The sequence below is a fragment of the Enemella evansiae genome (genome assembly GCF_002250705.1).
Lineage (GTDB): Bacteria > Actinomycetota > Actinomycetes > Propionibacteriales > Propionibacteriaceae > Enemella > Enemella evansiae.
Map to the genome: position 1 here is coordinate 109302 of NZ_NMVP01000023.1, position 22109 is coordinate 131410.

General features: G+C 68.3%; 29 protein-coding genes and 1 riboswitch. Of the genes, 7 read left to right on the forward strand and 22 right to left on the reverse strand.

What is annotated here, in order from left to right; genetic code table 11:
* The first annotated feature begins 7 nt into the window (after nt 1–7).
* Nucleotides 8–1009, forward strand: coding sequence for an arsenic resistance protein (locus BI335_RS12590; protein WP_094404698.1), 1002 nt, complete (start codon nt 8–10; stop codon nt 1007–1009).
* Nucleotides 1010–1123: 114 nt separating this feature from the next.
* Here the strand turns inward: BI335_RS12590 and BI335_RS12595 are convergent, their stop codons facing one another.
* The 5 genes from BI335_RS12595 to BI335_RS12610 form a co-directional block, all read right to left on the reverse strand.
* Nucleotides 1124–2110 (reverse strand): Abi family protein, encoded by a 987-nt coding sequence (locus BI335_RS12595; protein ID WP_094404358.1) that lies wholly within the window; start codon nt 2108–2110, stop codon nt 1124–1126.
* A 92-nt stretch (nt 2111–2202) separates the two neighbouring features.
* Complete coding sequence (locus BI335_RS12600) at nt 2203–2787, reverse strand: recombinase family protein (RefSeq protein WP_094404357.1); 585 nt, start codon at nt 2785–2787, stop codon at nt 2203–2205.
* Nucleotides 2784–3074 carry a VRR-NUC domain-containing protein gene (locus BI335_RS22025; protein WP_229117670.1) on the reverse strand — a complete coding sequence of 97 codons (291 nt, stop codon included), beginning with the start codon at nt 3072–3074 and terminating at the stop codon, nt 2784–2786. Before BI335_RS22025 ends, BI335_RS12600 begins: the two co-directional genes overlap by 4 nt.
* 2 nt (nt 3075–3076) lie before the next feature.
* A complete protein-coding gene (locus BI335_RS22030; RefSeq protein ID WP_229119576.1) occupies nt 3077–3712 on the reverse strand; it encodes a hypothetical protein in 636 nt (211 codons plus the stop codon).
* Nucleotides 3709–4254, reverse strand: a complete 546-nt coding sequence (locus BI335_RS12610) for a hypothetical protein (protein WP_094404355.1) — start codon at nt 4252–4254, stop codon at nt 3709–3711. The genes BI335_RS22030 and BI335_RS12610 overlap by 4 nt, the downstream gene beginning before the upstream one ends.
* A 78-nt stretch (nt 4255–4332) precedes the next feature.
* On the opposite strand from BI335_RS12610, the gene BI335_RS12615 reads away from it, so the two are divergent.
* Nucleotides 4333–4803, forward strand: a complete 471-nt coding sequence (locus tag BI335_RS12615) for a phenolic acid decarboxylase (RefSeq protein WP_229117617.1) — start codon at nt 4333–4335, stop codon at nt 4801–4803.
* A 24-nt stretch (nt 4804–4827) separates the two neighbouring features.
* Here the strand turns inward: BI335_RS12615 and BI335_RS12620 are convergent, their stop codons facing one another.
* The 10 genes from BI335_RS12620 to BI335_RS12665 form a co-directional block, all read right to left on the reverse strand.
* Nucleotides 4828–5220 (reverse strand): DMT family transporter, encoded by a 393-nt coding sequence (locus BI335_RS12620; RefSeq protein ID WP_094404354.1) that lies wholly within the window; start codon nt 5218–5220, stop codon nt 4828–4830.
* A gap of 32 nt (nt 5221–5252) precedes the next feature.
* A complete protein-coding gene (locus BI335_RS12625) occupies nt 5253–5570 on the reverse strand; it encodes a DMT family transporter (RefSeq protein ID WP_094404353.1) in 318 nt (105 codons plus the stop codon).
* Nucleotides 5567–6061 carry a deaminase gene (locus tag BI335_RS12630; RefSeq protein WP_208109245.1) on the reverse strand — a complete coding sequence of 165 codons (495 nt, stop codon included), beginning with the start codon at nt 6059–6061 and terminating at the stop codon, nt 5567–5569. Before BI335_RS12630 ends, BI335_RS12625 begins: the two co-directional genes overlap by 4 nt.
* On the reverse strand, nt 6058–6660 hold the full coding sequence (locus BI335_RS12635) for a DsbA family oxidoreductase (RefSeq protein WP_094404352.1): 603 nt from the start codon (nt 6658–6660) through the stop codon (nt 6058–6060). The genes BI335_RS12630 and BI335_RS12635 overlap by 4 nt, the downstream gene beginning before the upstream one ends.
* 76 nt (nt 6661–6736) lie before the next feature.
* Nucleotides 6737–7183: a MarR family winged helix-turn-helix transcriptional regulator gene (locus BI335_RS12640; RefSeq protein ID WP_094356811.1), complete on the reverse strand. Its 447-nt coding sequence runs from the start codon at nt 7181–7183 to the stop codon at nt 6737–6739.
* Between the two features lie 129 nt (nt 7184–7312).
* On the reverse strand, nt 7313–8731 hold the full coding sequence (gene phoA, locus BI335_RS12645; protein WP_094404351.1) for an alkaline phosphatase: 1419 nt from the start codon (nt 8729–8731) through the stop codon (nt 7313–7315).
* A 157-nt stretch (nt 8732–8888) separates the two neighbouring features.
* Nucleotides 8889–9365 (reverse strand): hypothetical protein, encoded by a 477-nt coding sequence (locus tag BI335_RS12650; protein ID WP_144008655.1) that lies wholly within the window; start codon nt 9363–9365, stop codon nt 8889–8891.
* Between the two features lie 58 nt (nt 9366–9423).
* Entirely contained in the window at nt 9424–9972 is a 549-nt protein-coding gene (locus BI335_RS12655) for a DUF488 domain-containing protein (RefSeq protein WP_094404349.1), read from the reverse strand.
* A gap of 6 nt (nt 9973–9978) precedes the next feature.
* On the reverse strand, nt 9979–10194 hold the full coding sequence (locus BI335_RS12660; protein WP_094404348.1) for a hypervirulence associated TUDOR domain-containing protein: 216 nt from the start codon (nt 10192–10194) through the stop codon (nt 9979–9981).
* 34 nt (nt 10195–10228) lie between these two features.
* Nucleotides 10229–10951: an SDR family NAD(P)-dependent oxidoreductase gene (locus tag BI335_RS12665; RefSeq protein ID WP_094431315.1), complete on the reverse strand. Its 723-nt coding sequence runs from the start codon at nt 10949–10951 to the stop codon at nt 10229–10231.
* Between the two features lie 65 nt (nt 10952–11016).
* On the opposite strand from BI335_RS12665, the gene BI335_RS12670 reads away from it, so the two are divergent.
* Nucleotides 11017–11550 (forward strand): MarR family winged helix-turn-helix transcriptional regulator, encoded by a 534-nt coding sequence (locus BI335_RS12670; protein WP_094404346.1) that lies wholly within the window; start codon nt 11017–11019, stop codon nt 11548–11550.
* 105 nt (nt 11551–11655) lie between these two features.
* Here the strand turns inward: BI335_RS12670 and BI335_RS12675 are convergent, their stop codons facing one another.
* The gene (locus tag BI335_RS12675; RefSeq protein ID WP_094356818.1) at nt 11656–12066 is read right to left on the reverse strand and encodes a MarR family winged helix-turn-helix transcriptional regulator; all 411 of its coding nucleotides are present in this window, start codon (nt 12064–12066) and stop codon (nt 11656–11658) included.
* Between the two features lie 80 nt (nt 12067–12146).
* On the opposite strand from BI335_RS12675, the gene BI335_RS12680 reads away from it, so the two are divergent.
* A complete protein-coding gene (locus tag BI335_RS12680) occupies nt 12147–13577 on the forward strand; it encodes an MFS transporter (protein ID WP_094431317.1) in 1431 nt (476 codons plus the stop codon).
* Here BI335_RS12680 and BI335_RS12685 read toward each other — a convergent pair.
* Nucleotides 13525–13956 (reverse strand): hypothetical protein, encoded by a 432-nt coding sequence (locus tag BI335_RS12685; RefSeq protein WP_094431319.1) that lies wholly within the window; start codon nt 13954–13956, stop codon nt 13525–13527. The two genes, BI335_RS12680 and BI335_RS12685, sit on opposite strands and share 53 nt — an antisense overlap.
* Nucleotides 13957–14029: 73 nt before the next feature.
* Here BI335_RS12685 and BI335_RS12690 point away from each other — a divergent pair, with 73 nt between their 5' ends.
* Genes BI335_RS12690 through BI335_RS22385 form a run of 3 tightly spaced genes read left to right on the forward strand, consistent with a single transcriptional unit; the run spans nt 14030 to nt 15871 of the window.
* Nucleotides 14030–14755, forward strand: a complete 726-nt coding sequence (locus BI335_RS12690) for a hypothetical protein (protein WP_094431321.1) — start codon at nt 14030–14032, stop codon at nt 14753–14755.
* Nucleotides 14756–14786: 31 nt separating this feature from the next.
* Nucleotides 14787–15425 carry an NAD(P)-binding domain-containing protein gene (locus tag BI335_RS22380; protein ID WP_324252834.1) on the forward strand — a complete coding sequence of 213 codons (639 nt, stop codon included), beginning with the start codon at nt 14787–14789 and terminating at the stop codon, nt 15423–15425.
* Entirely contained in the window at nt 15422–15871 is a 450-nt protein-coding gene (locus BI335_RS22385) for an NAD(P)/FAD-dependent oxidoreductase (protein ID WP_324252835.1), read from the forward strand. The genes BI335_RS22380 and BI335_RS22385 overlap by 4 nt, the downstream gene beginning before the upstream one ends.
* Here BI335_RS22385 and BI335_RS12700 read toward each other — a convergent pair.
* From BI335_RS12700 to BI335_RS12720, 5 genes are all read right to left on the reverse strand, one after another.
* Complete coding sequence (locus BI335_RS12700) at nt 15852–17279, reverse strand: esterase/lipase family protein (RefSeq protein WP_094431323.1); 1428 nt, start codon at nt 17277–17279, stop codon at nt 15852–15854. The two genes, BI335_RS22385 and BI335_RS12700, sit on opposite strands and share 20 nt — an antisense overlap.
* Nucleotides 17280–17341: 62 nt before the next feature.
* On the reverse strand, nt 17342–18610 hold the full coding sequence (locus BI335_RS12705) for a M20 family metallo-hydrolase (protein WP_094431325.1): 1269 nt from the start codon (nt 18608–18610) through the stop codon (nt 17342–17344).
* 31 nt (nt 18611–18641) lie between these two features.
* Nucleotides 18642–19991 carry an MFS transporter gene (locus BI335_RS12710; RefSeq protein ID WP_094431327.1) on the reverse strand — a complete coding sequence of 450 codons (1350 nt, stop codon included), beginning with the start codon at nt 19989–19991 and terminating at the stop codon, nt 18642–18644.
* 91 nt (nt 19992–20082) lie between these two features.
* Nucleotides 20083–20853: a maleylpyruvate isomerase family mycothiol-dependent enzyme gene (locus BI335_RS12715; protein WP_094431329.1), complete on the reverse strand. Its 771-nt coding sequence runs from the start codon at nt 20851–20853 to the stop codon at nt 20083–20085.
* Between the two features lie 37 nt (nt 20854–20890).
* Complete coding sequence (locus BI335_RS12720) at nt 20891–21913, reverse strand: LLM class flavin-dependent oxidoreductase (RefSeq protein WP_094431331.1); 1023 nt, start codon at nt 21911–21913, stop codon at nt 20891–20893.
* Nucleotides 21914–21989: 76 nt separating this feature from the next.
* Nucleotides 21990–22097, forward strand: a riboswitch (TPP riboswitch).
* Nucleotides 22098–22109 lie beyond the last annotated feature (12 nt).

Sequence of the window (22109 nt, forward strand, 5' to 3'; positions counted from 1 at the left end):
GGACGCCATGCGTTCGGGAGCGGAGTGGATGGAGCGGCACCAGGTGCCGCTGTACCTCGCCGCCCTCGCGGCCGGGGCGGCGCTCGGCCTCGTCGTACCCGCCGTCGCGCACCCCGCGGAGTCCGCGATCAGCCCGGTTCTCGGCCTGCTGCTCTACGCGACCTTCCTCGGCGTTCCGTTCGCCAGGATCGGCCGGGCGCTGCGCGACTGGCGGTTCCTCGCCTCCGTGATGGCGGTGAACTTCGTCGTCGTCCCGGTCGTCGTGCTCGCCCTCTCCAGGATCGTCGCCCACGACCGGGTGCTCCTGGTCGGCGTCCTGTTCGTGCTGCTGACCCCGTGCGTGGACTACGTCATCGTGTTCACCGGCATCGCCGGCGGTGCGAAGGACCGGCTGCTGGCCGCAGCGCCGCTGCTGATGCTCGCGCAGATGCTGTTCCTGCCGCTCTATCTGTGGCTGTTCGTCGGGGCCGAGTTCGTCCAGGCCGTCGACCTCGCGCCGTTCGTCGAGGCGTTCGCGCTGCTCATCGTCCTGCCGCTGGCCGCTGCCGGCATCACGCAGTTCGCTGCCCTACGCACCCGTGCGGGCCGGGTCGTGCAGGAGGTCGTCCTTGGCGCGATGGTGCCGCTGATGATGCTCACCCTCGCCGTGGTCGTCGCCTCCCAGGTCGCCGGTGTGAGCGCGCGGCTCGGCTCGCTGCTCCTCGTCGTCCCGGTCTACGTCCTCTTCGCCGCCGTCATGGTGCCCATCGGCGCGGCGGCCGGCCGGATCGCCGGACTGGACGCGCCCGGACGAAGGGCCGTCGTGTTCAGCGGCGCGACGCGGAACTCGCTCGTCGTGCTGCCGCTGGTGCTCGCCCTGCCCGCGGCGTTCGACCTCGCTCCGCTGGTCGTCGTCACCCAGACCCTGGCCGAGCTGGTCGCCATGGTGATCTTCGTCCGGCTGGTCCCGAAGGTCGTCCCCGGCCCGACACGAGGTTCCGCGTCCGGCTCGGCTGCGTCGGTCTCGTAGACATCTCCTTGACGGGACGCGACCGAGGCCCCCGCAGTCTTGCGGGGGCCTCGGTCTCAGAACCCTGTCTCGTTGAGCGCCCGACCGAGACGGGGTTCCTGAGACCGCGTCTATTCAGGACTGCCAGAGAGCGAGCGACGCCCAGTCCTCGGGCGCGCCCAAGGACTGGATCGTGAGCGCCTCCGTGGCCGGGAACCTGCGGAGCAGCGATGCGAGCTGCGCCGACCAGGTCGAGCGGGCCTCGATCGACGGCAGCAGGTAGGCGATGACGGCGAGAGCGTTATAGGTGCCGTAAACCTGCTTGGCGCTCTCGGAGTCTCGGAGGTGATCGAGCACGGGGATCTGGCCGATCTTGGGTCGTGACGGCGCGTTCTGGAGCTTTCGGTTGAACAGCCGCGCGTGGTGGGCCGAGACGTTCCGGACGTAGTTGAGGCTCGCGAGCCAGCTGGCCATCATCCTCTTGCCCGGGACTCCGAAAGCCCGAGCGACCTCCTCGGCGTCTTTCTGGTTCATCCCGCGGTAGAGGACGGAGAGGTGTCCGAGCTCCAGGATCTCCGTGAGCGCCCAGACCGGCATCCGGTCGTCGTACTTCGTGCGGAAGTGCTCGACGAACTGCTCGTCGGAGCCGGCCTGCCGATCGCGGACCCGTTGCAGCCACTGCACGTGCTTGCTCGGCTTCGGATCCCGGACGTCGGTGCCGTCGGCGGTGAAGGCCGTCATGAAGAGGGAGGGATCCTCGTAGGCGAAGACGGCCGAACGACCGAGCACGTAGCCCATGGGCATGCGCACGGCGACCTCGACCCGCTCCAAGCCGTCCAGGACGAGCATGCGCAGCTCTCGGTCGAAGTCGATGATCTCCTCGGCGTGCGCGAGGCGCGTCCCCGGCCGGAAGTCGCCGAGCACGCGGATGCGGGTCCGGCCGTCGTCATCGACGTGCTCCTCGGACTCGCGGAACGGGTACAGGTAGCCGGTGAGCCGGTAGTAGCCGATCGCCTCCAGCACCCGAGCCGCATGCTCTCGATCGCCGACATCGAGCCCGTGCTCGACCAGTCGGTCGACCTGCCCTTCCACCGGCAGCCACGGCTTGCTGTACTCGACCATCGTCCTCCCGGTAAAGAAAATCAGCCCGCGCCTTGCGGCAACGGGCTGATCGTGATGGCTCAACTCTAGCACGGGGAGCCGACGACGGGCTCCTACGGACCGGCCGCTGCCCGGTGGCGGTAGTAGGTGGCCTTCGACCAGCCCACGGTCTTCGCCGCCTCGACCACGCCCAGGCCCTCCGCGTCGATGAGGTGCTGGACGGTCCTCAGGTTCCTGGCGACCATCTTTGCGTCCGGTGCCGGGCGGCCGAACTTCACGCCGCGTGCCTTTGCAGCGTCCACGCCGGCCTGGACGCGCTCCTGGATCAGCTCGCGCTCGTACTCGGCAAACGTCGCCATGAGGTTGAGTTGCATCCGGCCCTCGCGCGTGCTGGGGTCGATGCCATCGGAGACGGACCGGATGCTCACGCCGCGGGCGAGCAGGTCGTGGACGGTGTTGATGATGTCGATCATGGAGCGCCCGATCCGGTCGATGCGCCACACGACGAGCTCGTCGCCGTCCTGGAGAAGGGCGTCGAGCGCGGACCAGCCCGTGCGCGTCCTCGCGGCCTTCGATCCGGAGACCTGGTCCGAATGGATGTGCTTCTCGTCGACGCCTGCCTCGACGAGCGCGCGGCGCTGGAGGTCGTCGTCCTGCTTGTCCTTGGTGGACGTGCGCGTGTAGCCGTACCTGGTCATGCTGCTGCCCTTCTCTCTGCCAGGCGCTCGACCAGCTCGTCGACGCCGGCGACAGTGTCGACGACGTGGACCTCGGCACCCGCGCGCCGCATCTTCTCGGTGACCTCCTCCTGCAGTCGGCGCAGCTTCCCGCCGGGCCGCTTGGTCTCGACGAACACGGTGCCCGCGGGCGTGACGACGACCCGGTCGGGGACGCCGGCGCGGCCGGGGCTGGTGAACTTCATGCAGAGGAAGCCCATCTGTCGGCACCGCGCCCGCAGATGGGCTTCGACCTCGTGCTCGAGCATCGTCACTTGAAATACCCGGCGACGTCCTCGCCGGAGTCGATGCAGTACTGCTTGAACTTCGACTTCTCGTCGGCGACGTCGGTCGTCGCGGTGTCGAGGAGTCCGACGCGCATCGTCGTGTCGGTCACGTCGGCGCGGGTGGTCTTCGTGGGAGCATTTCCGACCCACGGATCGTCAGCTTCGCCGTCGCCGTTGTCCACCCAGCGCACGGTCCGGTCCTTGCCGGAGCCCTCGAGGGTCGCGGTCGCCTCTCGAGCGGCGGTGCCAGTGCAGAGGACCTCCTTGTAGACGACCTTGTCGCCGTCGACGTGCCACTGGAAAAGCCAGGGACCCACCACCTTGCTGGGGGACAGCAGGCCTCCCGGCTTCATCGCCTTGACGTAGCTGGTGCCGGTCTCGGGCTCGAGGTCGACGATGGGGCCGCCGCTCTTGGTCGGCTCCGGCGACTCGCTGGGCGTTGCCGTCTCAGAGGGCTGGGGCTTCTCGGTCGGCACCGGGTCGGCCGGAGCGCTGACCTTCGGCTTGCCGTCCGCCTCGCTCGGGGCGGGCTCGACGACGACGCAGCCACTGAGGGCCACCGCCGCCAGCGCGAGGCCGGCGACCGTGCTCATGGTCTTGGTCGTGGCGCTCATGATCACGCCGCCTCCTTCCCGGACTCCGGCTCGTCGTCGATGCGGGGCTTGATCTGCACGCCGCTCTTCGACTTGAGCCGCGAGAAGAACCCGCTGAAGAGGTTCGGCGCGACGATGAGCGAGGCGAGAAGCGCCGCTGCCGCGCCGGCGATCCAGATGTTCCCGAAGACGCCCAGTGCGAAGCTGAGGCCCAGGCGGGCGATCATGAACACGATGGTGAAGCCCAGCGCCAGGACCGCGAGACGCCAGATCGGCGACTTGGCCTGGAACTCCTGGAACTCGCGCCAGGCCGTCTTGAGCAGGCCGGAGGTCTCGCTGAAGTCGCTGCTCTTCTTCTCCGGCAGGACCAGCAGGCCGACCTTAAACATCATCGAGAGCAGCTGAGTGAAGAAGGTGAGGCCGGTGGCGGCCAGGTCGAGCATCCCGGCCGCGCTGACGACCCAGGCGACCATGCCCGCCGCGCCGCAGGCGAGCAGCGTGCCGAGAACCGTCCAGGCGTGGTTGTCGGGACCGCGATCCAGCTTGATATTGATGTTCTGATCAGACATTGATCTGTCTCCTTCTCGTCTTTCCTTTCTGGCTGCGGCTTCCCGTCCGGGTCCTTCCCGGTCCGCTCGTCTCGGCATGTGCTGCGCGCCGGCTCCGCGTGGTACGCCAACGGCTGGCAGTACGAGATGTATGTGAAGAACGCGACGACGATCGACTACCGCATCCACAGCGGCATCGTCGGCGGACGATGGGTGAAGGACCAGCAGGTCGACCTCGCCCAGATCGACGACGGTGTCTACAAGGTCTCCTGGAACGAACCGACCGGCACCTGTGTCGTGGTGAACGTGATGCCGGAGAAGCACCGCGTACACGGCACGATCTTCTTCCCCCACTGGATCGAGGAGGACGGCTCGAAGACCGTGGTCTTCCAGAACGACCACCTTGACCAGATGCGCACCCTTCGCGACCAGGGCCCCACCTACCCGATCTGGGTCGTCCCCGAGTTCGCGCGGATCACGCTCTTCGAAGAAGTGGGCGCCGACGACGACTCGCTCATCTCCGTCGCACCCGCAGACCTGCCAGCCGGCTTCGCCGACCGGACCAACTGATCCGATCGGCGACCCCGCGGGCGCTCAGCTCGACGCCGCCTCGAGCTTCGGGCTGTCGGCGAGCTTGAGCCAGACGACCCCGCCGATGATCACGGCGAGCCAGAACGCCTTCACCCAGGTGAGGGTCTCCTCGAAGAAGACCGGGCCGAACACGGCGGCGCCGATGGCGCCGATGCCGGCCCATACGGCGTACCCGATGCCGACGTCGATCCGCTTCAGCGCAACGCTGAGGAAGAACAGCGTGCACAGGAAGAACACCACAGCGACGGCGGACCAGAGCGGATTGGTGAATCCGGCACTGCCGTTGACCGACAGGGCATAGCCGACCTCGAAGGCGCCCGCGATCAGCAGCGCGAGCCAGGCGCGGCCCTTCCTCGCGGATTCGACGGTAGCGGTGGGTGTGGATGTGGTGCTCATACATTTCCTTTCTGAACAGTGATTCCGGCAGGTCAGGCGCCGGCGAGGTTGAGCCCGACGACGCCGGCGATGACGATGGCGATGCCGAGGGCCTTGCGCCAGGTGAGTTTCTGGGCGAGGAAGAGTGCGCCGACGACGACGATCCCGACCCCGGCCAGCGAGGTCCACAGGGCGTACCCGACGCCGACGTCGAAGGTGAGCAGCGCCAGACTGAGGAAGAACGTGGCGATCGCGCCGCTGACCAGGGTCGCGATCGTCCACCCGAGATGCTTGAAGCCGTTCGCCTTGCCGGCCGAGATGCCGACGGTGATTTCGAAGACGACCGCGACGGCCAGGTGGAGCCAACTCATGTCGATGTTCCTTTCAGGGTTGGATGTGCGGGGTGGCGCAGGTGCAGGTAGCGGGCGAACGGGGTGTCACCGTGCGCGACGCGCAGCGGGTGGAACAGGTCGGCGCGTTGCGCCTCGGTGATGCCGAAGGCGGCATAGCTGGCGCGATAGTCGAAGCCGAACCCGGCGACCTCGTCGCGGTCGATAGCGACGAGGATCGCATCGATACCGCGCTCGATCGCGTACCGGTAACACAGCCCGCACGGTTCGCCGGTCGCCAGCAACGTGCAACCGGCCAGGGTGGTGAGATCCGACCCGGCCATCGCCTCGCGGATCGCGACGACCTCGGCATGCGCCATCGGATCCCCGGTCTCGGCGACCCGGTTCACGCCGAAACCCGAGATCGCCACACCGTCCGCATTCACCACGACACCGACGAATGGGAGCCCGCCCGCCTCGACGTGCGCGGTGCAGAAGTCGACGGCCCGCGTCATCAGGTGCGCGGCGGTCACGGCTGGTCCCGCCGCAGATCGTCGACGACCTTCTTCAATCGGTTCGCCGACGGTACGCCGCGCAGCACCTGGCCCTCGACCACGATGCCCGGCACCGCGTCGATCCCGACCGTGTTCACCGCATGCTTCTGATCGGCCCGCTGACGGGTGCGGCGCTCCTCGCTGTTCAGGGCCGCCACCACCTCGTCCCGGTCGAGACCGACACCGGTGGCGACCGCGATGATCACCTCGTCGAGGCCGATATTCCTGTCCTGCTGGAAAAAGGCGGCGAACATCGCTTCGCTGTACGCCTCCGCGAGACCACGCTCCTGGGCCAGCTGCAGCACCATGAACGCCTTCTCGGTCCGCGGTTGCGGCGAGATCGACGGCAGGGTCATCGGAATGCCGACGCGGTCGGCCATCGGACAGACCGACTGCTGCCAGACCCGCGGCAGATAATCATCCTCCGGCCGCAGGGTCGGCACCGGATCGGGCCGCAGCTCGAACGGTCGGATCGTCACCTCCACATCGCGGTCCCGCTTGAGTTCGTCGATCGCCGGCTCCACCAGGAAGCAGAACGGGCAGACGTAGTCGACGAACACGTCGATCTTCGTGGTCATGGACATCTCCTTTTATCTGTGTGTGTACATGCATTTATGTGCTGCGAGAAGTACGCCTCCAGCAGCCACCGGAGCGTCAGGGTTTGACGAGCGCGCGCACCTGCTGGAGTGCCGAGGCGAGGGCGCGAGCATCCAGGTGCGGGAAGTGCTTGGCCGGGTTGCTCAGCAGCTCCTCGACGCGGGCATCGAAGGCCGCCTGGATCTCGCGGCAGAGCTCCTCGCCCGGTTCGTCGATCACGGCGTACACACCGCGACCGTCGTCCTCGCACACATCCCGACGCGCATGCCCCTTGCTCTCCAGTCGGCTCACCAGCCGGGTGGTCGAGGTGGAGGTGAGCCCGACCCGCTGGGCCAGCGCCGCGATCCGCAGCTCCTTGTCCGGTGACTGGCTCAGGAAGGTCAGCGCGCGATACTCGGTCAGCCCCAGTCGATAGGTGTCACCGAGCCACTTGTCGAGGTTGGCATCCACCGCCGAGGCGAACGCCGCGACCTGCGCCCAGGCGCCGCTCGCTGATTCGCTCATGCCATCCCCCATCCTCTAAGTGTGTGTACATGCACTGACCCTAGCAGTGGTTCGCACGCTGTCAAGCAGGTCCGGACGCGAACCGGCCCGGCCACCGCATCGCGATGACCGGACCGGCAGAGATGTGCGTCAGCGACCGCCGAGGCTGAGCGCACGGGAGATGGTGAAGAACATGTCGGTCTGGTCGGTGAGACCGACGACGTTCGCGGCCTGCGGACCGTAACCGGCGACGCGCAGCTGCGAGCCGGTGTGCTGCTGCGAACGACCGGCCGCGGCGGTGCCGTAGGCGATCGTCATCGGCGAGCCGTCCTTGGTGAGGAGGTTCGCGGTGAGACCGGGCGTGGTGGAGCCGGCCTCGACGATCTGGCTGGTGTGCGCGTGGTCGGCGGTGACCAGGACCGTGGTGTTCTTATCGGCCTCGGCGAACTTGAGCGCCTCCTGCACGGCCTCGTCGAGGTCGACCGCCTCACCGATCTGGCCACAGGCGTTGGCGGCGTGGTCCTGCTTGTCGATGCTCGCACCCTCGACCTGGAGGAAGAAGCCCTTGCCGCCCTTCTTGCCCTTGTTGTCGAGCAGCTCGATGGACTTCTTGGTCATGTCGGCGAGCTTAGGCTGCGTCGCGGGACGCTCGGGGTTCGGCGTGCACTTCGCGGCCGGCAGGGAGCCGCCGGTCGGAGTGGCCTCCGGGCCGGTGTAGCGCACCGGCAGGTTGCCGGAGGCGAAGAGCCCGAGGAGCGGCTTGGACTGGTCCGCCTCGGTGACGGCGGCGAGGCCGGCGGCGTCGGTCACAGTCTGGTACCCGCGCGCGGTCGCCTGCTGCGCCAGGGTCTGGCCGGCGTACTCACCGGCCTTGGCGGTCTCGGCGAAGGTCGCCGCACCGCCGCCGAGGGTGATGTCGGGACGGGTGGTGAGCGTCTGCTCGGTGATCGATCCGGGGCCGCCGTTCTCCAGCGCGGCCTCCGGGCACGTCGTGCTCGTCTTGTTCGGGCCGTAGCAGGAACGCTGCGAGATGTTCGCGACCTGCACGGCCGGGGTGGCGTCCTGGATCTCGGAGGTGGTGACGTTGCCGGTCTTGAGGCCGCGCTCCTTCGCGAGCTGCAGCAGCGTCTTCTGCGGCTTACCCTCGATGTCGACCGACACCGCGTTGTCGTAGGTCTTCGTGCCGGTCGCCCAGGCGGTACCGGTCGCGGCCGAGTCGGGAGCGTAGTCCGGCTTGCCGTCCTTGTAGAGCGAGTAGGTCGTGTACTGGCCGGTCAGCGGGAGGGCGTCGATGCCGGGGAGCTTCCCGGCGGCACCGTACTCGTAGTTGCGGGCCGAGGTGACCTCGGAATCGCCCATGCCATCGCCGATGATGAGGATGACGTTGCGGGCCTTGCCACCGTCGATGGCCTTCTTCACCGTCGTGGTCTGGTCGCCGGAAAGGCGGGCCGCGCCACCCTGGGCGGCGAGCCCGCCCGCGGCGTACGCGGCCGTCGCGGAGATGCCCAGCACCGCCACCGTGGCGAGCGCGAGCGCGGAACGACGCGTGTTACGAATGAGAGGAGTCATGGCCCAACCTCACTCCCGCCCGGTGAACTCCCGGCGAACGGTCCATGCCGAGCAGGCGAACGTCACCTGTCACTGATCGTCCGAGTTGAACTCTGTGTACAACCGGTGCGGGAGCTGTCCAATTCACCCGGGGAGTACGCCGGGTGAATCGTCTGGGTCAGTCTCCCCAGCAGGTCAGCCATCGATCGTCGAGGCGCTCACACTGCTGGATTCCCCAACCACCGCTGACGCTGACTCCATTCGATGGCCAAGTGGCAGCCGTCAGAACGATCAGCATGCCGGCCTCATCACGCCAGTTGCGGAACGCCACGAGATAGAACTCGCCGGTCGGCGAACCATCCGCCCGATGCGCCACACCATCGACGCCCATCTCGGCGTAGTCGGCCGGAAGCGGATCGTTGTCACCCAGGCTGGGAGCGATCTGCGCGAGCCTGTCGTACTTCCACTGGAAGAAGGCATGGTGGCTGGCAGTGCCCGGAAACTGGAACGCAAACAGCTTTCCCTGATAGAGGAACCCGGAGACCAATGCCCGCATTCCCCCGATGGCCAACAGAATCACGATGGCGATCACCGCGAGCGTCAGCATGATTCGCCCGAAGATCGTCATCCCTGACTCCAACTGTTCAGCCGACACGCCATCAAGCTATCTACGGGGCTCTGGCCACCACATCGGCCCAAAGACCACCGCGGAATCAGACCGTGGACCGCTCCGTTGCCGGGTAGGTCACCTCAAGGTCACCACCGATCACGGCGCCCTCGCTGAGTCTGGCCCGGTCGACGTGCTTCGGGCCCATGATGTGGCGGACGTCGGCCCCGTGGGCGAGCAGGTGATCGGCGATGATCCGGCGGTGGCAGCGCCACCAGACGGCCTCCGAGCACATCACCGCGGTACGCCCCAGAGCTCCCCATTCCTGCAGGGTGGCGAGCGCCGCGGTGAACTCGGCCGAAAGGGGATGATCGGCGAAGTTGTGGAAGCTTCGGTTCTCCCACCAGGCGTTGACCTCGAACGGGACGTCCTTGCTGACCGGGCGGCGGCCAGTGAGTGCGCTCAACCGATCGAGCGCGATCCCCTGCGCAGCAAGGGATCCGGCAAGCGCACTCTCGTCGAACCACGGGTAGCGTGTCGAACCCGGCAGTCTGCGGACATCGATGACCCTCTCGATCTCGGTCTCCTGCAGCAGACCGATGAACTCCTCGAGTGACCGGTTCGAGTGTCCGATGGTGAAGATCGGCGTACCCATCGCCGCTCAGTCGTCGAGCCGGTGCAGCGCGCCACCCTTGTGTGCGGCGATGTGATCGGTCTTGTCGCTCTTGATCTCGTACTGCGGGTCATCGGGTGAGGCGCGGTGGGTGTGGCCCTTGTAGTCGAAGTCCGCGGTGTGCACGCGAATGATCCGGCCGGCCACCTGCCCGGCCTCGGAGTTCCAGCCGACATGATCGCCGACCTCGAAGCGTTCCGCCATCGCAACTCCCTCCGCGTCCCACCCATCATGACACTCAGCGACTCGGCCACTCGCCCCCATTGACCGCGAACGTCTGGCCGGCGATCTGGCGGGCCCCCTCGGAGGCCAGGAATTCAACCATGGCGGCGATATCGTCCGGCACGCCGGCCCGCCCGGTCAGCGCGGCATCGATCAGCGACTGGCGGCGTTGGTCGGTCAGCGCGTCGCGGAAGAACTCGGTCGCCTCGATGAATCCCGGAGACACCACATTCGCGGTGACCCCACGCGGACCCAGCTCGCGGGCCAGCCCGATGTTCCAGGAAGCGATCCCCGCCTTGGCCGCCCCATAGGCACCCGCGCCCTTGTCGGCAGCGATCGAGCCGATCGAGATCACCGAGGCCCCGGCGCCCAGCTTCGGTCCCAGGGCCGTGGTCACCAGCACCGCCGAGATCAGGTTCGCAGCCAGATTTCGCTGCCAGGCATCAGCCACCTCCGCCAGGCTGCCGGGCTCCGCGCCATCGAAGTCGGTGTTGCCGCCGGCGTTGTTGACCAGGACGTCCACCCCATCCAGCGAAACGACGAACGCTTCCACCTGCCCGGGATCCGACGCGTCGAAGTCGCGCACCTCGACATTCCCCTCCAGCTCGTCGGCCGCCTTGTCGAGCACCTCACGGCGCCGGCCGGTGATGATCACCCGGTCCCCTGCGGCAGCAAATCGCTCGGCGATCGCCCGCCCGATTCCCGTACCACCACCGGTTACGATCACGGTCCTGTCCATGACATCCTCCTCAGAGCTGACGTTTAGGCCTAAACGTTAGCATCCGATCCGACGGGAGCCGCACGATGGCCTACGACCCCGATGACCAGGTCGACGCGATCGCACTGGCCTGGTTGAGAGAACGCCCGGGCACCTCGGTCGAGTCGATCGGCATCGTCACCCGGATCTGGCACGCCGCGAAACTGTTCGGCGACGATCGCACCCGCCTGTTGCGCAGCAATGACGCCGATGCCGCGACCCTGGACCTGCTGTCCACCCTGCGCCGTTCCGGCGACCCCTACACGCTGACCACCCGCGAACTGGCGGTGGCAGGAATGGTCACCGCCGGAGCGATCAGCCAACGCGTCGACCGGGCCGAGAAGCAGGGCCTGGTCCGACGCACCCCACGAGCCGGGTCACGCGCGGTCGACGTCACGCTGGCCGAGGCCGGCCACGAGACCGTCGAACGTCTCGTCGACGCCGTTCTCGGCCGCGAGCTGGAGCTGCTGGAATCATTGGACAGCGAGGAACGCGAGGCTCTCGCCCGCCTGCTGAGCAAGTTGCTGGCCGGACTGCAGGACGAACTGGGTACGCAGCGGATCGGCCAGGTCGGCGACTGACCCTGGGCACCGGTTCATCTCGACACGCTGCCCCGGGCTCCGCTTCGCCACACCGGGCCAGCTACTCGATGAACGTGGGAGGCCGGCTACTCGATGAACGGGGCATCAGCCCCCGGTCGCCTTGCGCAGCAGGGTTTTCAGCGCGTCCTGCTCGGCCGCGTCGAGGGTGTCGACCGGGGCCTGCTGGGCCAGCGCGGTGAGCACATTGCGGCGGCACCGCTGCCCTGCCGCGGTGAGTTCGAGGAGTTTGCGGCGCCGGTCACCGGGATGCGGCTCGCGGGTGACCAGGCCCTGTTCGGCCATCCGGTCGATCACATACCCAGCATTGGAGGCCTCGCAGCTCATCCGCTCGGCCAGCTCGGTGAGCGTCATCGCCTCGGACAGCTCGCGCAACGCGATCGTCTGCGAGGAGGTGATCCCCAGACGGTCCGCGACCCGGCGGACATGCGAATCCAGCCGCTGATTCAGCCGCGCCACCAACCCGCACAGCTCCACATCACCACCGGAACTTTTCACACCATGACTCTAGCCGGACCTCTCCCGAACTGTTACTGTCCGAACTCGGAAGATGGTAACTCGGACTATTTCGGAGAGAGATGAACCCCACGAAACCCGCATCCCCACGACACCCGGCGCTGCTGCTCACCGTGCTCGCCGCGGCCCAGCTGCTGATCGGACTGGACTACAACATCGTCTTCGTCGCACTCCCCCAGATCGCCGGGCTCGGCTTCTCCGCCGAGACCCTGCAATGGGTGGTCAGCGCGTACGCGATCGCATTCGGTGGGTTCCTGCTGCTCTGCGGCCGACTCGTCGACGCCCTCGGGCGGCGCCGGATGTTCCTGCTCGGACTGGCCGGGTACGCCCTCGGCTCACTGCTCGGCAGCATCGCCGTCGCCGAATGGATGCTGATCCTCGGTCGCGGCATCCAGGGCATCGGCGGCGCAGCCCTGGCACCCGCCACCCTGGCCCTGCTGACCACCAGCTTCACCGAGGGCGCGCCCCGCAACCGGGCGCTCGGCATCTGGGGCGCCGCCGGCTCATCGGGCATGGTGCTCGGTTCGATCCTCGGCGGCGTACTGACCGACCTCTTCGGCTGGCGGGCGGTGTTCGCGATCAACCTGCCGCTGGTCGCGCTGGTCGCGCTGCTCGCCGCGCGCTCGGTACCGGCCGATGCGCACCGCCCGCACGCCGGGCGCCTCGACCTCCCCGGCGCCGTGCTGACCACCGCCACCGCGGTACTGGTCGTGATGGGCTTCACCTTCGCCGCCGAGGGCGGCTGGGCCTCCACCGCCGCGCTCGGCACCCTGGTCGCGGGGCTGGTCGCCGCCGCGGTCCTGCTGCTCGTCGAACGACGGGCCGCCGATCCATTGCTCGACCTCCACCGCTTCCGCAACCGGCACCTGTCCACCGGCACCGCGTCGACCTTCCTGTTCATGGCCGGATTCGGTGCGACGGCCTACTTCCTGACCCTGTATTTCCAGCAGGTACGGGGTTTGAGCCCGTTCGTGACCGGACTCGCCTTCGTCATCCCGTGCGCCGGGGTGCTGATCGGCACCACGATCGGCGGCCGACTCGCCACCAGCACCGGGTTGCGGACGGCGATGCTGTCCGGTCAACTGATCGGACTGGCCGGTGTCGCCCTGTTCGCCGGATTGGTGCGGGACGCGACCGGGTGGCCGCTGGTGCTCGCACTGGCCGCGCTCTTCAGCATCGGGCAGGGCGTCGTCTTCACGACCATGTACGCCACCGCGACCACCGGCACCGCCGAGGCCGATCAGGGCACCGCCAGCGGGATCGCCACCACCGGTCAGCAGCTCGGCGGTGCGATCGGCCTGGCGGTGCTGATCAATGTGGTCACCGTCAGTGGGGGCGTACCGCTCACGGTCGCGATGACCGGAATCGCCGTGATCATTGGGATCGCGACGCTCGTCGCGCTGACCATCCCGGGGCGTACGCCGACCGCCACCGCATCGGTCACGCCGCAGCGGCAGCCCGAGCCGTGCGCCGGCCGGAGCCAGACAGGCTGAGCCAGACCAGCCCGGCGGCAACGGGCAGGAAGCCGGCGACCCTGATCAGCATCGGGAAGGCCTGGGTCGCGTTGTAGATCGCCAGGGCGGCGCCGAGCACGGTGAGCACGGCACCGGTCCACCAGCCCGCGCGCGAGCCGGCGACCCGCGGGATCAGATAGATCAACGCGACCAGCAGGGCGGCGCCGAAGATCAGGAACAGATAGGTCGTCGTCCAGGAGGTGGCGTCGTCCAGGCTCATCCCCGACGCATTCGGATAGGCGTACGCCCCGGCGAGCTGGGTGCGCAGCGCGTCGCTGCTGAGCGCGACGGCCGCGATGGCGAGCACGCTGGCCACGATCCCGGCCAGCACGGCGGTACGCGAACGATTCTGCGGCATGATCGGACTCCTTTGAGATGTGATGTCTCAACAACCGTATGAGACACTGTGTCTCGACGTCAAGGAGGCCCACGTGACGACCAGAACCCACCGCACCGAACAGCAGACCCGCGAACTCGTCGTCGCCTCGGTACTGCGCCAGATCGCCGAACACGGCGTACCGGTGACCGCCGACCTGCCGATGGAGCAGATCATCGAGGCCGCCGGCGTCTCCCGCGCCTCGGCGTACCGGATCTGGCGCAATCGCGCCGAGTTCCAGGCGTTCGCGATCGACCAGGCGCTGGCCGTGCACAGCAGCCCAACCCTCGGCCGCGAGGAGGTCGTGGCCATCGCCCGGCGCGCCGTGCTGCCGGATGACCGCGATCGGCGTGCCTGCGCGGCCCGCTTCATCGCCGACAGCGCGGATGCCGAGCTGACCATCTTCACCGGCTCGGAGCGCTGGCGGGCTTTCGTCGCGGTCCGGGCGCTGGCGATGACCTCACCGGATCCCGGTCTGCGGGAGCGGCTGGCCCAGATCGACACGCAGGACCGGGACCGGCTGACCGGTCACTACCGCACGATCGCCCACGCCCTGGAACTGCAGCCGATCGACCCCGAGGGCGTCGAGCACCTGGCCGGCAGCGCCCTGCAACTGGCCCGTGGCACGCTCGGCCACCTGGCGGGTGACACCGCGGACACCCACGCGCTGCGCACCGGTTATCTCACCGGTCTGGTGGCGCTGGTGCGCGGCACCTTTGCCGACGCCGTGGGCGGTGCGATCGACCCCGACTGGGGCACGACACTGGCCGATCGGGCATAACCGCGGCGGTTTCGTTGTTCCACCCACCGTGATGGATGTTCTCGACTCGCTGGTGATCGGCGCCGGGCAGGCCGGGTTGTCGACATCCCATCACCTGAAGCGGCGCGGGATCGACCATGTCGTGCTGGACGCCGATGAGCGCGCCGGGGGCGCCTGGCAGCACCGCTGGGATTCGCTGACGATGACCGATGTGCACGGGGTCGCGGACCTGCCGGATGCACCGGCACCCGGCACTTCCACCGACCGCGCCAACCAGATCATCCCGACCTGGTTCGCGGATTATGAGCAGACACAGGGACTTCCGGTGATCCGTCCGGTGCGCGTCGACGCCGTCCGCGACGATCCCGAGGAGCCGGAACTGTTGCGGGTCGAGGCCGGTGACCGGTTCTGGCGGACCCGTACCCTGGTCAACACCACCGGCACCTGGACCCGCCCGTTCGTGCCGCGCTATCCCGGCCAGGCATCCTTCACCGGCGAGCAGTGGCACACCGCCGACTATCCGGGGCGCGAGCAGCTGGCCGGCAAGCGGATCGTGGTCGTCGGTGGTGGCGCATCGGCGATCCAGTTCCTCGGCGAGCTGGCCCCGGTCGCCGAGACGATCTGGGTCACCCGCCGCGAACCCGTCTGGCGCAGCGGTGACTTCATCCCGATGCCGGACTGGAGGCCGTGACCAGGGTGGCCGAACGGGTCACCCAGGGGCTGCCGCCGGCCAGCGTGGTCAGCGTGACCGGATTGATGCTGCGGCCGCAGGAGGAACAGGCGCGACGGCTGGGTGCGTACGCCGATCGCCGGCCGATGTTCGACTCGATCGAACCGGACGGGGTGCGCTGGGCCGACGGCTCCTTCGAGGCGGCCGACGTGATCCTCTGGGCCACCGGCTTCCGGCCCGCGGTCTCGCATCTCGCGCCGCTGCACCTGCGCTCCGAGTTCGGCGGGATCGCGCTGCTGCCCTCGGGCAGCGGCCCGCAGGCCGCCGTCACCGCCGCGCGTGACCCGCGCGTCCAGCTCGTCGGCTATGGCCCGTCGGCGAGCACCATCGGTGGCAACCGGGGTGGGCGCGCGGCCGCGACCGCCGTGCGGCGATATCTGCGCGAGCTCAATAGCCGCGCTGCTTGAGTTCGCCGACGATCTGGATGTATTCGGCGAGCACGTTGAACCCGTGGAAGTCCTCGCGGTTGTAGTCGACCAGGTCACCGTGCGAGACACCGCGGCGTCCGGTGCTGCGGAAGACCCCGCGGAACTCGCCCCACTTCGCCGAATCCACCGAGACCAACCCGTCGTTCTCCTCACCGAGCGCCTTGATCACCCGATAGGGCACCGCCAACCGTGGATCGCTCGCGGCCGAGCTCATCACCGAGGTGTAGGACTGGTAGTGGACCGCCGGATGGTCGGGGGTGTTGCGGTTGAACTCGCGGGCCAGCTCGGTGCGGAAGGCCATCGTCGAGGTGAGGAAGTCCGGGGTCGTGTCACCGGCCACCGCGAAGACCCAGTTCACCACCGCGGCGAGCTTGAGATAGACCGGTTCCTTCAGCTTCGTTGCGGTGTCGGCGAAACGTACGCCGTGATGCGGGGTGTTCATCGTGGTCAGGCTGGCCACCCGATCACCCATGCCGAGCGTCGAGATCGCGTAGCGGGAATCGATCCCGCCGCGGCTGTGCGCGATCACGTTGACCTTCGGCGAGCCGGTCTGTTCGCAGACCTGCGCGATCCGGTCCGCGACCTGCTTCCCGTTCTCCTCGATCGTGCCCCAGGCCTCCTGCTCACCGTGGTAGATGCTCGCCCCGTGCCGCTTCAGATAGCGCGGGATCCGGCCCCAGGCGTTGAACAGCATCCGGTCCCGCCAGCCGACGCCGTGCACCAGCAGGATCGGATACCGGGTCGCGCACCGGTCGTCGGTGGGCAGTTCCCGTTCCCACTCGGCCCGGTCGACGGCGGCCAGATATTCGCGGCGGACGGTACGCCCGGCGCCGACCCCGGCGATCCAGCCGAGCACCGGGATCCACAGGGTGCCCAGCAGGAACACCCGGCTGACCACCGACAGGCTCTTCGACAACAGCACCGCGCGCAGGGCGCCGTTGAGATAGAGCAGCAGGCAGCTCAACACCGACCAGACGAGGTTGGTGACCAGCACGCCGGTCGGGATCAGCGCACCCCAGCTGACCCACACCACCGGCAGCACGATGGCCTGCAGAATCGTTGCATAGCAGAGCGAATAGAGGATCGGGGTGGCGCCGCCGAGGATCTTGGTGAGCGGTCCGAGCCGTACGCCGTCGCGGATCGGGGCGAGCTGCAACCGCAGCCACAGGTAGCCGAGCAGCACCGCCAGCACGATCATCGGGGCGCGCCACCGACCGCCCAGTTCCCGGTCGAGGTACCAGCCGAGCAGGGGTGCGTTCAGGAGCACCGGCACGGCCAGCGCCAGCATCGGTGCACAGATCAGCGGCACCCGGCGGATCAGGTCGAGCACGGCGACCAGGGCGAGCGCGACGATCGCCACCAGCAGGACCATCCCGAGCACCGGCACCGCCTACCTCCTGGACCGACAACCGTGCCCCAACAGGGTAGGTCGGCGCCGGGGTCACCGGCTCAGTACCGGGGTGCCGGTTCGACCCCGTCCAACCGGCCCTGCAGCAGTTCCCAGACGACGTTCTCCAGGAAATCGACACCGGCGAGCAGGTCCTCGTCGCGGGTGAACTCCCTTTCACAGTGGGAAACCCCGTCGACGCTGGGGATGAAGATCATCACCGTCGGCACCACGGTGTTCATCGGCACCGAGTCGTGGCCGGCCATCGTCTGCATCCGGCGCACCTCGACCCCGGCATCGGCGGCGACCTTCTCCACCAGCTCGATCCCGGCCTCCGGGTAGTGCAGCTTGGGTCGGATGTCGACATCCTTGGCGGTGATCCGGACCTCGGTCTCCCTGGCCAGTTCGGCGAACCGTTCGACCAGCCGGTCCCGGGCCTGGTGCACGATCTGCGGATCGTTGGAACGCAGATCGCCGACCATGTGCACGTAACGGTTCACCACGATCGGCGAGTTCGGTTCGACGGTGAAATAGCCGACCGCCGAGAGCAGCGCCTCGGGTTCGAACTCGTCGCAGATGTCGTGCAGCATCGTGATCACCCGGGAGGCGACGTAGAGCGCGTCATGCCGGTCCGCCATCAAGGTGGCACCGGTGTGCGACTGTTCGCCGTCGACCTCGATATCGAGCTTCTGAGTGTACCAGGTGGAATCCACCGCACCGAAACCGATCCCCTCGCGCTCCAGGATCCGGCCCTGCTCGATGTGGATCTCGGCGTACGCGGCGGGTGCCGGTGGCTCGTCGGTGCCGAGCTGGCCGATCGCCGCAAGTGCTTCCCGCACGGTGATTCCGTCGTCATCGGTCACCTTGAGCATCGTCTCGCGGTCCATGATTCCGGCGAACACCGAGCTGCCCATGATCGAGGGTTGGAACCGGCCGCCCTCCTCGTTGAACCAGTCCACCACGCACAGGTTGTACGCCACCGCACCCGGCTCGGCGGCGGCGCGGCGCTGCAACCGGTCGGCCGCGTGCAGGGCCGCGAGCACACCGTAGGCCCCGTCGAACCTGCCGCCGCGCGGCTGGGAGTCCAGATGCGAACCCAGATAGACAGAGGGCGCACCGGGCACCAACTCGACCAGGGCGTACAGGTTGCCGATCCCGTCCACCCGGGTCGACCAGCCGCGCTCGCTCGCGAACCGCCGGAACCAGGCCCGGGTCTCACCGTCGGCCGCGGTCGCGGCCTGCCGTTCCACCCCGCCGGCCTCGGTGGCCCCGATCCGGCTCAGTTCCGCGAAGGATGCCAGCACCTCGGCAGCGGACCTGTTCGTCTCCATCGATTCTCCTTCTGCTGCGCAGCTTGCGGGTTCAGGAAATCCGGCCGCGGGTCTCCGGGATGCGGAGTGCGAACATCAGCACCAGCACCAGGACGGCGAAACCCATCACATAGAACGCCGGTGAGTAAGGGATCGTCGATGCCGACACCAGCGCGGTCCCGATCAGCGGCGCGGTGCCGCCGAACAGTGCGTATCCCAGGTTGTAGCTGAACGCGGCCGAGGTGAAGCGGGTGCGGGTGTCGAAGACCTCGATGAAGAAGGTGTAGCAACCGCCGCCATAGATGGTGATCGCGAGGACGAAGAGCAGTTGGCCGAGCAGCGCCAGAGCGACATTGCCGCTGGTGACCAGCAGGAACGCCGGCAGGGCCAGCACCAGGATCGCGGCCAGCCCGGCCAGCATCATCGTGCGCCGGCCGACCCGGTCACCGATCCGGCCCATGATCGGCAGCAGGATGGTGTAGGCCAGCATCGCGAGCGCGTTCAGGCCGAGCGACTGGCTGCTGCTCAACCGGCCGGTGGTGGCGACGTAGGAGATGAAGTAGCCGGACAGGAAATAGAAGCCCATCGCGGTCATCCCCATCACGAAGACCACCTGCACCATCGTCAGCCAGTTCTCGCGGAAGGCGTCGCGGACCGGGGTGGCCTGGGCGAGTTCGGCGCGCTGGGCGGCCTCCATCTGCCTGAAGGCCGGGGATTCGTCGGTGCGCAACCGGATCCAGATGCCGAAGACCGCCAGCGGCAACGCGATCCAGAACGGGATCCGCCAACCGTAGGAACCGAAGGCGGCCGGCTCCATGGTGGTCTGCAGCAGCACCACCAGCCCGGAGGCCACCACCGAGGGCAACGCGGTCGCGGCCAGCGCGATGTTGATCCACCAACCGCGCCGATCGACCGGTGCATGCTCGAAGACGAAGGCGGGTGAGCCGACCGATTCCCCGCCGGCGGAGAAGCCCTGGACCAGCCGCAGGAAGACCAGCAGCACCGTCGCGGTGATGCCGATCGTGTGATAACTCGGCAGGGAACCGATTCCGGCGGTCGCGACACCGATCAGCAGCAGGGTCGCGAAGAGCACGTTGCGGCGGCCGATCCGATCACCGAGGGCACCGAAGACGAGCCCGCCGACGGGACGGATGAAGAAGGAGACACCGTAGGCCGCGAACAGCGAGAGCAGCGCGGTGGTTTCGTTGCCGGGTGGGAAGAACAGCCGGGACAGCGTGATCGCCGAGATCGCATAGAGCGCGAAATCATAGAACTCGATGAACTGGCCGACCGAGGCGCCGGCGAGCACCCGCCGCTGCATCGAGGTGATCACGCCGGAGGTGTGGTATCCCTGCTCGTAACGGCTCTCGCTGGTCCGTTCCGGGTCCTCGGTGCTCGTCATCGTGCCTCCCGCGGTCGTTGCTGGCGGACACTACCGCTGGAGGTCTGAGGTGTTAAGCCTTTCGGTCGGCCGTCTCACCGCACGCGTCTGCTCAGATCCGCACCCGCTCCGCCCAGCTGGGCAGGAAATTCTGCGGGTCGTCGATCCGCCCGGCCCGATTCGAGTCGCCGCGGTTCCAGAGCCCGAGGTAGAGCTCGACCGCCGGGCCGCTGAGGCGTACCGCCGCATCGGGCGAGGCCTCGGCGCGGGGACGTGTCCCCTCCGGGCCGATATCGAGCGACCAGACATGCCCGGTGTCGGTGGTCGACACCTCGACGGTGATGGGTTCGTCGTTGCGCAACCCGGTGGAACGGCGGGGTGCGAAACCCATCAGCAGCTCGTCGACACCGTCGGCGGCGAACATCGGTTGCAACCAGGTCTCGGCAGCCTCCGGCGTACGCCCCAGCCGCGCGGCGAGGGCGTCGACGGCGTGGATGCTGGTCTCGTGGGCCTGGCGGCGGGCCCAACCGACCCGCGGTGAATCCCCGGTGCGCAGGAAGAACGGCACGTCGAGATCCTCCGGTGCACCGCCGAGGGTGTGCAGCAGCAGTGCCCAGCCGTCGTCGAACCACTCCAGCAGATCGGCGGCCTCGTCCTCGGTCGGTGCGAAGTCGCCGCTGTCGGCGAGCTGGGCGCGGCCGTCCAGCACCGCGACGGCCCACCGGTGCACCCGGCCCTGGTGCGCGACCAGGTCGCGGACCGTCCACTCCGGTGCGGTGGGCACCGGGGCGTCGAGACCGCTGCTGGCAGCGTTCGCCCGCAGCACCGTCCCGGCGCGCCCGATCCCCTCGCCCAGTTCATCCCAGCTCAACGTGGTCGCCATGGGTTCATCCTGCCCCACCCGCGACCCCGGCTGCGCCTCAGCGCCAGCCGAGCGCGGGGGCGACCTGGGTCAGCACCGTTTCCATCAGCCGGGCGTTGTAGTCCACCCCGAGCTGGTTCGGCACGGTGAGCAGCAGCGTGTCCGCGGCGGCGATGCCCTCATCGTCGGCCAGCTGTTCGATCAGCTTGTCCGGTTCGGCGGCATAGCTGCGCCCGAAGACCGCCCGCAGATCCTGCTCGATCTGACCCACCTGATCGGAGCTTTCACCCTCGTGGCCGAAATACATCCGGTCCTCATCGGTGGTGATCGGCATGATCGAGCGGCTCACCGAGGTGCGCGGCTGCCAGTCGTGGCCGGCTTCCTGCCAGGCGGCGTGGAAGGCCTCGATCTGCTTGCGCTGCTGGACGTGGAACGGCTCACCGGTCTCGTCGGCCTTGAGCGTGGAGCTCATCAGGTTCATCCCCTTCTCGGCTGTCCAGCGCGCGGTGGCATCCGAGACCGCGCCCCACCAGATCCGCCTGCGCAGACCGGGGGAATGCGGCTCGGGACGCAACAGACCCGGCGGGTTGGGGAACATCGGCCGCGGGTTGGGTCGCGCGAATCCCTTGCCGGACAGCACTTCCAGGAACACCTCCGCGTGCTGGCGGGCCATGTCGGCGGCGGTCTCACCCTCGGCGGGCTGGTAGCCGAAGTAGCGCCAGCCGTCGATCACCTGCTCGGGCGATCCCCGGCTGATGCCGAGCTCGAGTCGGCCGCCGGAGATCAGGTCGGCGGCACCGGCGTCCCCGGCCATGTACATCGGGTTCTCGTAGCGCATGTCGATCACCCCGGTACCGATCTCGATCCGCTTGGTGCGGGCACCGATCGCGGCGAGCAGCGGGAACGGCGAACCGAGCTGCCGGGCGAAGTGGTGCACCCGGAAGTACGCCCCGTCACCGCCCAGCTCCTCGGTCGCGACGGCCAGGTCGATCGACTGCAGCAGCGCATCGGAGGCGGTGCGCACCTTGGAGTAGGGCGTCTCGCTCCAATGGCCGAAGTTCAGGAAACCAATTTTCTTCACACTCGTTCAACAGTCAACTACTTGGTGGTATTCCCGGTACGCCCCCACGACCGGGACCGCGGCCCGGTTCTATACTGATTCGGATCACGGGAGTCCGGGGCACCGGGCTGAGAGGAAGGTCAGACCTTCGACCGTCACACCTGATCTGGGTCATGCCAGCGCAGGGAGGCCTCTTGCACCAGCCGCCGCTGGGCCC

Bases quoted from the DNA above. Each gene is read 5' to 3' on its own strand.
- BI335_RS12595 (WP_094404358.1), bottom strand. From the start codon at position 2,110: ATGGTCGAGTACAGCAAGCCGTGGCTGCCGGTGGAAGGGCAGGTCGAC.
- BI335_RS12660 (WP_094404348.1), bottom strand. From the start codon at position 10,194: ATGGCGGAACGCTTCGAGGTCGGCGATCATGTCGGCTGGAACTCCGAG.
- BI335_RS12680 (WP_094431317.1), top strand. From the start codon at position 12,147: ATGAACCCCACGAAACCCGCATCCCCACGACACCCGGCGCTGCTGCTC.
- BI335_RS12625 (WP_094404353.1), bottom strand. From the start codon at position 5,570: ATGAGTTGGCTCCACCTGGCCGTCGCGGTCGTCTTCGAAATCACCGTC.
- BI335_RS12670 (WP_094404346.1), top strand. From the start codon at position 11,017: ATGGCCTACGACCCCGATGACCAGGTCGACGCGATCGCACTGGCCTGG.
- BI335_RS12710 (WP_094431327.1), bottom strand. From the start codon at position 19,991: ATGACGAGCACCGAGGACCCGGAACGGACCAGCGAGAGCCGTTACGAG.
- BI335_RS12635 (WP_094404352.1), bottom strand. From the start codon at position 6,660: ATGACCACGAAGATCGACGTGTTCGTCGACTACGTCTGCCCGTTCTGC.
- BI335_RS12685 (WP_094431319.1), bottom strand. From the start codon at position 13,956: ATGCCGCAGAATCGTTCGCGTACCGCCGTGCTGGCCGGGATCGTGGCC.
- BI335_RS12715 (WP_094431329.1), bottom strand. From the start codon at position 20,853: ATGGCGACCACGTTGAGCTGGGATGAACTGGGCGAGGGGATCGGGCGC.
- BI335_RS12620 (WP_094404354.1), bottom strand. From the start codon at position 5,220: ATGAGCACCACATCCACACCCACCGCTACCGTCGAATCCGCGAGGAAG.
- BI335_RS12655 (WP_094404349.1), bottom strand. From the start codon at position 9,972: ATGGGTACGCCGATCTTCACCATCGGACACTCGAACCGGTCACTCGAG.
- BI335_RS12640 (WP_094356811.1), bottom strand. From the start codon at position 7,183: ATGAGCGAATCAGCGAGCGGCGCCTGGGCGCAGGTCGCGGCGTTCGCC.
- BI335_RS12590 (WP_094404698.1), top strand. From the start codon at position 8: ATGCGTTCGGGAGCGGAGTGGATGGAGCGGCACCAGGTGCCGCTGTAC.
- BI335_RS12610 (WP_094404355.1), bottom strand. From the start codon at position 4,254: ATGTCTGATCAGAACATCAATATCAAGCTGGATCGCGGTCCCGACAAC.
- BI335_RS22380 (WP_324252834.1), top strand. From the start codon at position 14,787: ATGGATGTTCTCGACTCGCTGGTGATCGGCGCCGGGCAGGCCGGGTTG.
- phoA (WP_094404351.1), bottom strand. From the start codon at position 8,731: ATGACTCCTCTCATTCGTAACACGCGTCGTTCCGCGCTCGCGCTCGCC.
- BI335_RS12705 (WP_094431325.1), bottom strand. From the start codon at position 18,610: ATGGAGACGAACAGGTCCGCTGCCGAGGTGCTGGCATCCTTCGCGGAA.
- BI335_RS22025 (WP_229117670.1), bottom strand. From the start codon at position 3,074: ATGCTCGAGCACGAGGTCGAAGCCCATCTGCGGGCGCGGTGCCGACAG.
- BI335_RS12665 (WP_094431315.1), bottom strand. From the start codon at position 10,951: ATGGACAGGACCGTGATCGTAACCGGTGGTGGTACGGGAATCGGGCGG.
- BI335_RS12600 (WP_094404357.1), bottom strand. From the start codon at position 2,787: ATGACCAGGTACGGCTACACGCGCACGTCCACCAAGGACAAGCAGGAC.